At 70.1% G+C, this 12,411-nt stretch carries 14 protein-coding genes; 8 read left to right on the forward strand and 6 right to left on the reverse strand.

From position 1 onward, the window contains the following. Nucleotides 1–150: 150 nt before the first annotated feature. Together EZ242_RS18885 and EZ242_RS18890 are read right to left on the reverse strand one after the other, a co-directional pair. A complete protein-coding gene (locus tag EZ242_RS18885; RefSeq protein ID WP_135286763.1) occupies nucleotides 151–660 on the reverse strand; it encodes a hypothetical protein in 510 nt (169 codons plus the stop codon). Continuing rightward, nucleotides 657–1,787, reverse strand: a complete 1,131-nt coding sequence (locus EZ242_RS18890; RefSeq protein WP_135286764.1) for a cupin domain-containing protein — start codon at nucleotides 1,785–1,787, stop codon at nucleotides 657–659. The genes EZ242_RS18885 and EZ242_RS18890 overlap by 4 nt, the downstream gene beginning before the upstream one ends. A 32-nt stretch (nucleotides 1,788–1,819) precedes the next feature. On the opposite strand from EZ242_RS18890, the gene EZ242_RS18895 reads away from it, so the two are divergent. Then, nucleotides 1,820–2,338, forward strand: a complete 519-nt coding sequence (locus tag EZ242_RS18895; RefSeq protein WP_135286765.1) for an FKBP-type peptidyl-prolyl cis-trans isomerase — start codon at nucleotides 1,820–1,822, stop codon at nucleotides 2,336–2,338. Nucleotides 2,339–2,491: 153 nt separating this feature from the next. On the opposite strand, the gene EZ242_RS18900 is transcribed toward EZ242_RS18895, so the two are convergent. The 3 genes from EZ242_RS18900 to coaBC form a co-directional block, all read right to left on the reverse strand. Next, complete coding sequence (locus tag EZ242_RS18900) at nucleotides 2,492–3,037, reverse strand: glycine zipper 2TM domain-containing protein (RefSeq protein ID WP_135286766.1); 546 nt, start codon at nucleotides 3,035–3,037, stop codon at nucleotides 2,492–2,494. A gap of 166 nt (nucleotides 3,038–3,203) precedes the next feature. Beyond that, nucleotides 3,204–3,650 carry a dUTP diphosphatase gene (gene dut, locus EZ242_RS18905; RefSeq protein WP_135286767.1) on the reverse strand — a complete coding sequence of 149 codons (447 nt, stop codon included), beginning with the start codon at nucleotides 3,648–3,650 and terminating at the stop codon, nucleotides 3,204–3,206. Further along, nucleotides 3,647–4,882: a bifunctional phosphopantothenoylcysteine decarboxylase/phosphopantothenate--cysteine ligase CoaBC gene (gene coaBC, locus EZ242_RS18910; protein ID WP_135286768.1), complete on the reverse strand. Its 1,236-nt coding sequence runs from the start codon at nucleotides 4,880–4,882 to the stop codon at nucleotides 3,647–3,649. The genes dut and coaBC overlap by 4 nt, the downstream gene beginning before the upstream one ends. 70 nt (nucleotides 4,883–4,952) lie before the next feature. Here coaBC and EZ242_RS18915 point away from each other — a divergent pair, with 70 nt between their 5' ends. From EZ242_RS18915 to EZ242_RS18940, 6 genes are all read left to right on the forward strand, one after another. Next, a complete protein-coding gene (locus tag EZ242_RS18915) occupies nucleotides 4,953–6,620 on the forward strand; it encodes a CTP synthase (protein WP_135286769.1) in 1,668 nt (555 codons plus the stop codon). 26 nt (nucleotides 6,621–6,646) lie between these two features. Continuing rightward, nucleotides 6,647–6,937, forward strand: a complete 291-nt coding sequence (locus EZ242_RS18920; RefSeq protein WP_135286770.1) for a DUF1330 domain-containing protein — start codon at nucleotides 6,647–6,649, stop codon at nucleotides 6,935–6,937. Between the two features lie 30 nt (nucleotides 6,938–6,967). Further along, a complete protein-coding gene (gene eno / locus EZ242_RS18925; protein ID WP_135286771.1) occupies nucleotides 6,968–8,251 on the forward strand; it encodes a phosphopyruvate hydratase in 1,284 nt (427 codons plus the stop codon). Between the two features lie 55 nt (nucleotides 8,252–8,306). Then, entirely contained in the window at nucleotides 8,307–8,582 is a 276-nt protein-coding gene (locus EZ242_RS18930) for a septum formation initiator family protein (protein ID WP_135286772.1), read from the forward strand. A 40-nt stretch (nucleotides 8,583–8,622) separates the two neighbouring features. Then, entirely contained in the window at nucleotides 8,623–9,288 is a 666-nt protein-coding gene (locus EZ242_RS18935) for an AAA family ATPase (protein WP_240787163.1), read from the forward strand. Nucleotides 9,289–9,365: 77 nt separating this feature from the next. Continuing rightward, nucleotides 9,366–9,821 (forward strand): RidA family protein, encoded by a 456-nt coding sequence (locus EZ242_RS18940; RefSeq protein ID WP_135286773.1) that lies wholly within the window; start codon nucleotides 9,366–9,368, stop codon nucleotides 9,819–9,821. Nucleotides 9,822–9,827: 6 nt separating this feature from the next. Here EZ242_RS18940 and EZ242_RS18945 read toward each other — a convergent pair whose 3' ends face one another. Beyond that, complete coding sequence (locus tag EZ242_RS18945) at nucleotides 9,828–11,435, reverse strand: gamma-glutamyltransferase family protein (protein ID WP_135286774.1); 1,608 nt, start codon at nucleotides 11,433–11,435, stop codon at nucleotides 9,828–9,830. A gap of 100 nt (nucleotides 11,436–11,535) precedes the next feature. On the opposite strand from EZ242_RS18945, the gene EZ242_RS18950 reads away from it, so the two are divergent. Continuing rightward, nucleotides 11,536–12,408, forward strand: a complete 873-nt coding sequence (locus tag EZ242_RS18950) for a LysR family transcriptional regulator (RefSeq protein WP_135286775.1) — start codon at nucleotides 11,536–11,538, stop codon at nucleotides 12,406–12,408. The last annotated feature ends 3 nt before the right edge of the window (nucleotides 12,409–12,411 follow it).

Genomic DNA, 12,411 nt, shown 5'->3' on the forward strand with positions numbered 1-12,411 from the left:
GAAACGGTTTCCTTGTGGAGACGGGTGATCCGGTGTTGTTCGTTATGGATGCGATCGGTGGATCGCAGCGTGGAGAGACACCCGGACCCCTCCGCGCCGCCGCAGATTATAGGAAGCGCCTCATGGAAAACCCGAAGCTCGCGGCAGTTCTCACAGGCCCAGGGTGGAGGCCGGGAACGCCGTCGTGCTCTTGGCCAGCCAGCCCTGCAACTCTTCGTGCAGCAGGTGGCGCCGGGCGGTGTCGTGGCTGGCCAGGCCCGCCCATCGCTGCAGGTCCTGCCGCTGCATCATCCAGCCGGGTGCCCAGATCGCGCTGGGGATTTCCAGCGGGTCGGCATTGCGGCAGGCACGCGCCTCGATGATGTCCGACCAGGTCTTGCGCCAGGCGACGAAGCGCGCATGCTGGCGCGTCGCCTCGTCCCAGCGCCGCGCCAGCAGCGTGATGCGGCGCCCCTGCCGTGACCAGGCCATGAGGGATTCGGCAAGCTCGCGTTCTCCCAGAGGCCAGTCGAGGAAGTCGGCGTCGCTCAGGATGATCTGCCGCCAGCCCTCGCGCGCCGCGCAGGCCAGTGCATCGCGCACGAGTTGCTGGAACTGCACGCGCCCTTCGAAGCGTGCGTCGGGCAGCGCGGGGCCGCCGTGGTGTTCGCCAAGTGTCATGAGTCCCCGGGTCCTTCGTTCAGCCAGCCCGCCTCGCACCACGAGGCCAGCAGTTCGCGCGCGCCGTCGCTGGCACCCGCGAGATCCTTCGCATCCAGCCGGCGCTCGTCGGCCAGCCGGCGCATCAGGCGCGCGTCACGGCCGCTCGCGCGCCAGCTCTCGCCGTTGATGAATATGTGATGCGCGTCGTAGAGCATGCGCGAGCGCGCATCGAGCCGCACGCCACGCAGCCGGCGCGGCGCCGCTTGCGACTCGAACCAGACGCTGGGCTTGGGCTCGCTCAGGAACTCGCCGAGCGCGCGGTCCAGCAGGCGCGGCTCGCGCAGCGCCGCCGCCAGCGCCTCGTGCGCGAACTCGCCCAGCGCGTCCGGGATGGCGCCTGGGGTGGCCGTGGCGGGCTGGCGTGGGTCGCGGTAGAGCGCGCCGCCGAGCTGCTCGGCGGCGTCCTCGGCCAGCCGCTGCAGCAGCTCGCGGGCGATCTCGGCGCGCCCCGGCGAGCGAAAGCCGATGGAGTAGGTCTGGCACTCGCCCTCGGCCACGCCGTCGTGCGCATAGCGCGGCGGCAGGTAGAGCATGTCGCCGGGCTCCAGCACGAACTCCTCTTCGGGCTCGAAGTTCGCGAGGATCTTCAGCGGCAGCTCGGGATGCAGCGTGAGGTCCGCCTGGCGGCCGATGCGCCAGCGGCGGCGCCCCTGCGCCTGCAGCAGGAAGACGTCGTAGCTGTCGAAGTGCGGCCCCACGCCGCCGCCGTCGGTGGCATAGGACACCATGAGGTCGTCCAGCCGCGCCTCGGGCACGAAGCGGAACTGCTGCAGGAGCCCATGCACGGCGGCGTCGTGCAGGTCCATGCCCTGCAGCAGCAGGGTCCAGCCGGGTCGGTTGCGCGGCGGGATGGCGCGGCGCGTGAAGGGTCCGCGCTGCAGGCGCCAGTGCCCGCCGTCCTGGGACACCAGGCGCGACTCCACCTCCTCGCGGGTGGCCAGCTCGAACAGCTGCTCGCGCGCAAGCAGCGGCTGCAGGCCCGGGATGGCCCCGCGCACCAGCAGCGGCTTGCGCTGCCAGTGACGCTTCATGAAACGCTCGGGACTGAGGCCGCCGAGCAGGGCCAAGGGGTGATCGATTCGCATGGATGAGCTGAAGGCTGCGAGAATTCTGCGCCATGGAAATCTCGCAACAATGCGTGGTCGCACTTACGTGGACCCTGGAGGACACGCTCGGCGAAACGCTGGACACGCTCGACGAACCGGTGGAGTTCCTGGTGGGCGGCGGCGATCTGCTCGCCCGCATCGAGGAGGCGCTGCAGGGCCACGAGCCCGGAGACCGGGTGGACCTGCACCTCGAACCCGAGGATGCCTTCGGCGACTGGAATGACCAGCTGGTCTTCCTGGAGCCGCGCAGGCTCTTTCCCGACGAGCTGGAAGAAGGCATGACCTTCGAGGGCCTGCCCGCCGGTGCGAACCCGCAGGCACCGGCCGATGCGCTCTACACCGTCACGGACATCTACCCGGACCACGTGGTGCTGGACGGCAACCATCCCCTGGCCGGCATCGCGCTGCGCCTGCACCTGAAGGTGGAGGCCGTGCGCGAAGCCACCGAGGAAGAAGTCGGACGCGGTTCCGCCGGCTCAGGCTTCTTCCGCATCCATCCCCAGTCGCCGGGGAACGATACGGTCCACTGACTTTGCGGACGCCTCAGCGATAAGTGCAGGCACACAACGGTCCCTACAAGCGGCCACCGCGGAACCGGCTCCGCCGGGCCGCTGGTGGCGCCCCCCTGGGGGGGAGAGGGCGATAGCCCGAGGGGGCCCGCCGAAGGCGCTTCGGGGGGGGGGCTACACCCGGTAGATCACGCCGTTGTCCACCCGCACCCGGTCGCCCACGCGCAGGTCGCCGGTCGCGGCCACTTCGTACATGCGGGTCGTGCCCTGGTCGGTGACCACGGTGACGCGGTAGCTGGGCGAGTTCATGGTCGCACCGGGCGGGTTGCTGCTGGCGCCACCCACCTGCGAGCCGACGGCGGCGCCGCCCAGGCCACCCAGGACCGTCGCGGCATCGCGGCCACTGCCGCCGCCGATCTGGCGGCCCAGCACGGCCCCCGCGACGCCACCGACGACCGCGCCCAGGATGTTGGGCTGGCTGGCGGCCGGTGCGGCGCCGGGCGGGACGTACTCGATGTTGGTGACCCGGCCAAACACCAGGCCGGCAGTCGGTGTGCCGGCCGCGGGATAGGTCGGCGCGGTCGGATACGTGGCCGTCGGGTAGGTGGTGGTGGGGTAGCTCGAGGTCAACGGCGTGCTGCTGCACGCCGCCAGGGCCGCCGCGGTGAGGGCGAGGGCGCCGACCTGGGCCGTACGGACGAAGCGGGTGGTATCAGGCATGTGGATCTCCTTAGGCTGATGGGGCGCGCACCTCCCGGGCGAGAGGCCGCAGCCATCCATGTCCCGGATTGGACCCAGCCAAGCTCGTGCTTGCGGGAAGTGCAAGCCGCTGCTTGCTGTAGGAGTTCGAGCGGGCCGGCGTAGGAAGCGGCGGCCGCCGAAAAGCTCAGGCCCGCCCCGTCGAGCCGTAGCCGCCCGCGCCCCGCTGGCTGGCGGGAAACTCATCGACCACGTTGAAGCGCGCCTGCACCACCGGCACGATGACCAGCTGCGCCAGCCGCTCCATGGGTTGCAGCGTGAAGGCGAGGTCGCTGCGGTTCCAGCAGCTCACCATGAGCTGGCCCTGGTAGTCGCTGTCGATCAGGCCCACCAGGTTGCCCAGCACGATGCCGTGCTTGTGGCCCAGGCCCGAGCGCGGAAGGATCAGCGCCGCATAGCCCGGGTCCTTGAGCCACATGGCGATGCCGGTGGGCACCAGACGCCAGGCGTTGGGCGCGAGCTCGATGGGCTGGTCGATGCAGGCGCGCAGGTCCAGGCCGGCGCTGCCCGGCGTGGCATAGGTGGGCAGCTGGTCCACCATGCGGGGGTCCAGGATCTTGATGTCGACGTTCATGAGGCACAGACGAGGGAGGCGGCCGGCAGGCGGCGGGCGATGTCGTTCACGAGCTGGCGCGCCAGCGAGAGCTTGGAGGCGCGCGGCAGCTCGCGGTGGCCGCCCTCGTCCACCAGCAGCAGCTGGTTGTCGTCGCGGCCGAAGGCCGCCGGGCCGATGTTGCCCACCAGGAGCGGCACACCCTTGCGGGCCCGCTTGGCCTGCGCATGCGCAAGCAGGTCGTGGCTTTCGGCGGCGAAGCCCACGCAGAAGAGCGCCCCCGAACGGGCCCGCTCGCTGCGGGCGAGCGTGTGCAGGATGTCCGGGTTCTCGGCAAAACGCAGAACCGGCGGCTCGCCGCTGCCGTCCTTCTTGATCTTCTGCGCCGCCGACTCCGCCGGGCGCCAGTCGGCCACGGCGGCGGTGGCGATGAACACATGGGCGCGCAGCGCCTCGGCCTCGCACGCGGCCAGCATCTGCCGGCCCGTGGTGACGTCGATGCGGGCGACGCCGCGCGGCGTGGGCAGGCTCACCGGGCCGGCCACCAGGGTCACCTCGGCGCCGGCTTCGCGCGCCGCGCGGGCGATGGCGAATCCCATCTTGCCGGAGGAGTGGTTGGTGATGCCGCGCACGGGGTCCATGCCCTCGAAGGTGGGACCGGCCGTGACGAGCACCCGGCGACCGGCCAGCGACTTGGGCTGGAACTGCGCGACGATGTCCTCGAGCAGTTCGGCCGCCTCCAGCATGCGGCCGTCGCCGGTCTCGCCGCAGGCCTGCTCACCCGTGCCCACCCCCAGCACCCGCGCGCCGTCCTCGGCCACGCGGGCGAAGTTGCGGCGGGTGGCGGGGTGGTCCCACATCTCGCGGTTCATCGCCGGGGCCAGCAGCAGGGGCACCTTGTCCAGCGGACGGGCCAGGCACAGCAGGGACAGCAGTTCGTCGGCCCGCCCCTGCGCCAGGCGCGCGGCGAAGTCGGCGCTGCAGGGGGCCACGACGATGGCGTCGGCCTCGCGCGTGAGGTTGATGTGGGGCATGTTGTTGGCCTCGCGCGCATCCCACTGCGAGCCGTGCACGGGCCGCCCGGACAGGGCCTGCATGGTCACCGGGGTGATGAAGCGCTCGGCGGCCTCGGTCATGACCACCTGCACCGTCGCCCCCTCCTTGACCAGCAGCCGGCACAATTCCGCGGCCTTGTAGCACGCGATGCCCCCGGACAGTCCCAGGACGAGGTGTTTGCCGGCCAGGTCGCTCATTCGGCCGAGTTTACGCTGCCTATAATCTCCGTTTACCACCTCCTCCCGGAAGCATGCCTTCCGGCATGACATGACCAAATTCGTCTTCGTCACCGGCGGTGTGGTGTCCTCCCTGGGCAAGGGAATCGCCTCAGCCTCCCTCGCTGCGATCCTCGAATCGCGGGGCCTCAAAGTCACCCTCATCAAGCTCGACCCGTATATCAACGTCGATCCGGGGACCATGTCGCCCTTCCAGCACGGCGAGGTGTTCGTGACCGACGACGGGGCCGAGACCGACCTGGACCTCGGACACTACGAGCGCTTCGTGACCACCCGCATGGGCAAGGTCAACAACTTCACCACCGGCCGCATCTACCAGTCCGTGCTCGAGAAGGAACGCCGCGGCGACTACCTGGGCAAGACCGTGCAGGTCATTCCGCACGTCACCAACGAGATCCAGGAATTCATCAAGCGCGGCGCCCGCGTGGGCGAGCCCGGCGCGGCCGACGTGGCCATCGTGGAGATCGGCGGCACCGTCGGCGACATCGAGTCCCTGCCCTTCCTGGAGGCGGTGCGGCAGATGAGCCTGCGCATGGGGCCGAACAACACTTCCTTCGTGCACCTGACCTACGTGCCCTGGATCGCCGCCGCCGGCGAGCTCAAGACCAAGCCCACCCAGCACACCGTGCAGAAGCTGCGCGAGATCGGCATCCAGGCCGACGCGCTCCTGTGCCGGGCGGACCGCCGCATCCCCGACGAGGAGCGCGGCAAGATCTCGCTCTTCACCAACGTGCCGGAGTGGGGCGTCATCTCCATGTGGGACGTCAACACCATCTACAAGGTGCCCCGCATGCTGCACGAGCAGGGCCTGGACGGCCTCATCTGCGACAAGCTGCGCCTGAACACGCCGCCGGCCAACCTGCAGCGCTGGGACCAGCTCGTGCACGAGACCGAGCACCCGCAGGGCGAGGTGCACATCGCCATGGTGGGCAAGTACGTGGACCTGTCCGACAGCTACAAGTCGCTCAACGAGGCGCTGCGCCACGCGGGCATGAAGAACCACGTGCGCGTGAAGATCGACTACGTCGACTCCGAGACCATCACGCCCGACTCCATCTCCCAGCTGGCCAAGTACGACGCCGTGCTGGTGCCCGGCGGCTTCGGCAAGCGCGGCATCGAGGGCAAGATCACCGCGGCGCGCTTCGCGCGCGAGAACAAGGTGCCCTACCTGGGCATCTGCCTGGGCATGCAGGTGGCCACCATCGAGTACGCGCGCGACGTGGCGGGCCTGCAGGACGCCAACAGCACCGAGTTCGAGCCCCAGTGCGAGCACCCGGTCATCGCCCTCATCACCGAGTGGCAGGGCGCCGACGGGGTCGTGAACCGCCGCGACGCCAGCTCGGACCTGGGCGGCACCATGCGCCTGGGCGCGCAGAGCTCGGACGTCTCCAAGGGCACGCTGGCCCACCAGATCTACGGCGACGTGGTCACCGAACGGCACCGCCACCGCTACGAGGCCAACGTGAAGTACCTGGACCAGCTGCGCCAGGCGGGCCTCGTGATCTCCGCGCTCACCCAGCGCGAGCAGCTCACCGAGATCATCGAGCTGCCGCAGGACGTGCACCCCTGGTTCATGGGCGTGCAGTTCCACCCGGAATTCAAGTCCACGCCCTGGGACGGCCACCCGCTTTTCAACGCCTTCATCAAGGCCGCGCTCGACCACCAGTCTCGCGGCGGCAAGCTCAAGGCCGTCGCCTGAGACCGTCCAGCCACCGCGAACGCCGCATGCCCAGCGCCTACCTCATCGCCCACGTGGACGTCCACGACCCGCAGCAGTACGAGGCCTACAAGAAGCTGTCCACGCACGCCATGCAGGTCCATGGGGCCGAGCTGTGCATCCGCGGCGGCGCGGTCACCGTGCTGGAGGGCGACTGGTCGCCCTCGCGCGTGGTGATGCTCAGGTTTCCTTCCGTCGAGGCCGCGCGGGCCTTCCACGACTCGCCGGAATACCGGGCGGCGCGCCAGGCGCGCGAAGGCATCGCCACCATGCGCATGATCGCCGTCGAGGGCGTCTAGCCAGAATTCATCAACTTCGGAGAATCCCCTGTGAGTGCAATCGTTGACATCGTCGGACGCGAGATCCTGGACTCGCGCGGCAACCCCACCGTGGAATGCGACGTGCTGCTGGAGTCCGGCACCATGGGCCGCGCGGCCGTGCCTTCGGGCGCCTCCACCGGCTCGCGCGAGGCCATCGAGCTGCGCGACGGCGACAAGAGCCGTTATCTGGGCAAGGGCGTGCTCAAGGCGGTGGACCACATCAACACCGAGATCTCCGAGGCCGTGCTGGGCCTGGACGCCTCCGAGCAGGGCTTCCTGGACAAGACCCTGCTGGACCTGGACGGCACCGAGAACAAGAACCGCCTGGGCGCCAACGCCCTGCTGGCCGTCTCCATGGCGGTGGCGCGCGCCGCGGCCGAGGAGTCGGGCCTGCCCCTGTACCGCTACTTCGGCGGCATGGCCGGCATGCAGCTGCCCGTGCCCATGATGAACGTGGTCAACGGCGGCGCCCATGCCAACAACAACCTGGACCTGCAGGAGCTGATGATCATCCCCGTGGGGGCCCCGACCTTCCGCGAGGCGGTGCGCTACGGCGCCGAGGTGTTCCACGCGCTCAAGAAGATCATCCACGACAAGGGCATGAGCATCGCCGTGGGCGACGAAGGCGGCTTCGCGCCCAACGTGGAGAACCACGAGGCGGCCATCCAGATGATCCTGCAGGCCATCGAGGCGGCCGGCTACCGGCCGGGCGAGCAGGTGGCCCTGGGCCTGGACTGCGCGGCCAGCGAGTTCTATCGCGACGGCCAGTACCACGTGCAGGCCGAAGGCCTGCAGCTGGCCGCCGCCGACTGGGCCGGCGTGCTGGCAGGCTGGGTGGACAAGTACCCCATCATCAGCATCGAGGACGGCATGGCCGAGGGCGACTGGGACGGCTGGAAGCTGCTCACCGAGCGCCTGGGTCGGCGCGTGCAGCTGGTGGGCGACGACCTCTTCGTCACCAACACCCGCATCCTGCAGGAGGGCATCGAGAAGAACATCGCCAACTCGATCCTGATCAAGATCAACCAGATCGGCACGCTGACCGAGACCTTCGCCGCCATCGAGATGGCCAAGCGCGCGCGCTACACCGCCGTCATCAGCCACCGCTCGGGCGAAACCGAGGACAGCACCATCGCCGACATCGCCGTGGGCACCAACGCCGGGCAGATCAAGACCGGCTCGCTCTCGCGTTCGGACCGCATGGCCAAGTACAACCAGCTGCTTCGCATCGAGGAAGACCTGGGCGACATCGCCACCTACCCGGGACGTTCTGCTTTCTACAACATCGGCTGATATCAGTCCTTGTTTTCCCCCTGCACGAGATGCTGCGCGGCCATAATGGCGGCCCATGGCGTCCCGTGCAGTTCCGGCCTTCCTGATCACGCTGCTGGTGGTGTTTCACGCACAGCTGTGGTTCGGCCGGGGCAGCGTCGCCGAGGTGAGCGACATGCAGCGGCGCCTGCAGGGGCAGCGCGAGGCCAACCAGCGCGCCCAGGAAGCCAACCAGCGCCTGGCCTTCGAGGTCCGCGACCTGCAGGAAGGCCTGGAGATGGTCGAGGAGAAAGCCCGCATGGAGCTCGGCATGGTCAAGCCCAACGAGATCTACGTGCAGGTCACGCCCTGACGCCGGGCGCTGCGCGCTCCGCATCCCTCCCGAGGCTCCCGTGAGCCGCCCTCCCCTCGCTCCTGCCTTGACGATCGCCGTGCTCGGTGCCGAAAGCACGGGCAAGACGCAGCTGTGCGAGCAGCTGGCCGAACGACTGCGCGCGCGCGGCCACCGCGTGGCCATGGTGCCGGAACTGCTGCGAGCGTGGTGCGAGCGCGCCGGCCGCACGCCGCGTCCCGAGGAGCAGCTGCCCATCGCCCGCGAGCAGGAAGCCGCCGTCGATGCCGCCGCACAGGAGGCGGACATCGTGGTCGCCGACACCAGCGCCCTCATGGTCGCCCTCTACAGCGGCATGCTGTTCAAGGACGGCGAGCTGGTCCGCTTCGCGGCGCAGCGCCAGCGCCGCTACGGCCTGACCCTGCTCACCGGCCTGGACCTGCCCTGGGTGCCCGACGGGCTCCACCGCGCCGGCCCCGAGGTGCGTGCCGACGTGGACCGGCAGCTGCGCGAGCAACTGGGCCGGGCGGGCGTGGACTGGCGCATGGTCTACGGCAGGGGTGAGGCGCGCACCCGGCACGCGCTCGAATCGGTGGCCGACGCGGCCCCGTGGGCCTGGTCGCCCGAGCCGCCCCCCGTGGCGAGGTGGCAGGGAGCGTGCGAGGCCTGCGCAGATCCCGAGTGCGAGCACCGCTTGTTCACGGGGCTGATTCGCGCGACCCAGTGAAATGCGCGTGGCTGTCGGCGGACGAACCCGCACGAAGGCACCGCCCTAGAATTTCCGTTCACCGCGAAGGACCCCCCATGACCATTGCCCAGAAGCTCCAGGAACTGAACATCACCCTGCCCCCGGTGGCCACGCCGGCCGCGGCCTACGTGCCCTTCGTGCGTACCGGCAATCTCGTCTTCCTGAGCGGCCACATCGCGCGCAAGGAGGGCAAGCCCTGGGTGGGCCAGCTCGGGCGTGAGCTGTCCACCGAGGAAGGCAAGGCCGCCGCGCGCGCCATCGCCATCGACCTGCTGGGAACACTGCAGGCCGCCGTGGGCGACCTGGAGAAGGTGCGCCGCATCGTCAAGGTGATGAGCCTGGTCAACTCCACGCCCGATTTCACCGAACAGCACCTGGTCACCAACGGCGCGAGCGAACTCTTCGGCCAGGTCTTCGGCGACAAGGGCGCCCACGCGCGCAGCGCTTTCGGCGTGGCGCAGATACCGCTGGGCGCGTGCGTGGAGATCGAGCTGGTCGCCGAAGTGGACTGAAGCCGTTCAGAAGCCCGCGACCTGCCCGTCCCGGCGCGGGTCGCTCGCGCAGACGTAGCCCTCCACCTTCGGGTCGCCCGCGCGCCAGATGAACTGGCCGGCGCCGAAGTCCTGGTAGCTGTCCTGGATCACCTCGACCCGGTGGCCACGCGCCAGCAGGCCCTGCACGGTGCCCGCGTCCATCTGCTGCTCCACGTTGATCTCCAGGCCGGCGTTGTAGCGCCAGCGCGGCGCGTCGCAGGCGGCCTGCGGGTTCTGGCCATAGTCCAGCATGCGCACCAGCGTCTGCATGTGGCCCTGCGGCTGCATGTTGGCCCCCATGACACCGAAGCTCATGACCGGCTCGCCGCCGCGCGTGAGGAAAGCCGGGATGATGGTGTGGAAGGGTCGCTTGCCCGGCCCCACCTGGTTCGGGCCGGACTTCAGGCTGAAGGCATGGCCGCGGTTCTGCAGGCTGATGCCGAACTGCGGCTCCACGCAGCCCGAGCCGAAGCCCATGTAGTTGCTCTGGATGAAGCTCACCATCATGCCGTCCTCGTCGGCGGCGGTGAGGTAGATGGTGCCGCCCTTGACCGGGTTGCCGGCGCCGAAGTCCTGGGCCCGCTGCGGATCGATGAGGCGGGCGCGGCTGGCCAGGTAGGCATCGTCCAGCATCTGCTCGGGGGTCACCTCCATGCTGGCGGGCTCGGCCACGTAGCGATAGACGTCCGCGAAGGCGAGCTTCATGGCCTCGATCTGCAGGTGCTGCGAATCCACGCCGTCCACCGGCAGGCCGGCCACGTCGAACTTCTCCAGGATGCCCAGCGCAATGAGCGCGGCGATGCCCTGCCCGTTGGGCGGGATCTCGTGCAGCGTGTGGCCGCGGTAGTCGCGCGCGATGGGCTCGACCCATTCGGGGCGGTAGCTCGCGAGGTCCTGCGCGGCGAGGGCCGCGCCGTGCTCGCCCGCGAAGCGCACCAGCGCCTGCGCCATCTCGCCTTCGTAGAAGGCCCGTCCCTTCGATTCGGCGATGGCGCGCAGCCCGCGCGCGGCCGCCTGGAAGCGGAACAGCTCGCCGACCCGGGGCGCCCGGCCCCAGGGCATGAAGGCCTGCGCGAAGCCCGGCTGCGCCGCCAGCTCCGGCGCACCGGCCGCCCACTTCTGCTGCACCACCACCGGCACGAGGTACCCGCGCTCGGCGATCTCGATGGCCGGCTCCATGAGGTCGGCGAACGGCAGCCGGCCGAAACGCTCCGACAGCGCCGCCCAGCCCGCCACCGCACCGGGCACCGTGACCGAATCCAGCCCGCGCTTGGGCGGCTGCGCCGCCTCGCCATGGCGGCGGGAAAAGTACTCGGGGGTCCAGGCCGCAGGCGCGCGGCCCGAGGCGTTCAGGCCGTGCAGCTGCCGGCCGTCCCAGAGGATGGCGAAGGCGTCGCTGCCCAGGCCGTTGCTGACCGGCTCGCAGATGGTCATGGCGGCCGCGGCGGCGATGGCGGCATCGACCGCATTGCCGCCCTTGGCCAGCATGCGCAGGCCCGCCTGGGCAGCCAGGGGGTGGGAGGTGGCGACCGCGTTGCGGGCGAAGACCGGCAGGCGTGGCGTGAAGTAGGGGTTGCTGAAATCGAAATGCATCGCGGCTCCAGGATCGAAGGCCCATTATCGGGAGCGCAAAGCAAAAGAAAAAGCGACTATTGCTTTAGCCACGATCAACAAACGCTTTAGCATCCACGGCATGAGCAGCGTGCGCCTGATGAAGACCTTCCTGGCCGTGGCCGCGGAAGGCTCGTTCGCGGGGGCGGCCCAGCGGGTGGCCCTGACGCAGGCCGCGGTGGGCCAGCAGATGCGTGCGCTCGAGTCCGGGTTCCGCCGGCCCCTCTTCGAGCGGCAAGGCAAGACAGTGGTGCTGAACGAGGCCGGCCGCATGCTGCTGCCCGAGGCGCGCCGGTGGGTGGCGCATTACGAGCAGATGCTGTCCAGCCTGCCCTCGCAGGACGCCATGTCCGGCAGCGTGCGACTGGGCGCCGTGGTCTCCGCCGTGCGCGGCCTGGTGCAGGCCACGCTGGCGCTGAAGGAGCGCCATCCCCTGCTGGACCTGCACGTGTCCGCCGCCAAGTCGATCGACCTGGTGGAAGGCGTCCTCGGCGGCGAGCTGGACGCCGCGCTGGTCGTGCGCGAGCCGGGCGCCGCTCGCGCGGAGCTCGCCTGGGAGGCGCTGTACAGCGAGCCCATGGTGCTGCTGGCGCCGCGTCACCTGCCGGACGCGCCGGTTCGCGAGCTGCTGCAGCGCGAACGCTTCATCCGCTTCGACCCCAGCCAGCACACCGGGGCGCTGGTGGAGCGCACGCTGCGCAGGCTGCGGGTGAAGCCGCACGAGCTGCTGGAACTCAACGCCATCGAGGGCATCGTGGAGCTGGTCCGCGCCGGGCTGGGGGTGTCGGTGCTGCCGCTGCTGAGGGGCGCGCGCTGGGCCGGTGACGCGCGGCTCAAGGTGATCGAACTTCCCACGGCCGAAGACCGCCAGATCGCGCTGGTACGGCTGCGGCGCTCCGACAAGGCGGCGGTCGCGGTGGCCGTCGCGCGGTTCTTCAGCGAGCAGCGGCCGTGAGCA

Source organism: Ramlibacter rhizophilus (assembly GCF_004681965.1).
In the GTDB taxonomy this organism is placed as follows: Bacteria; Pseudomonadota; Gammaproteobacteria; order Burkholderiales; family Burkholderiaceae_C; genus Ramlibacter; species Ramlibacter rhizophilus.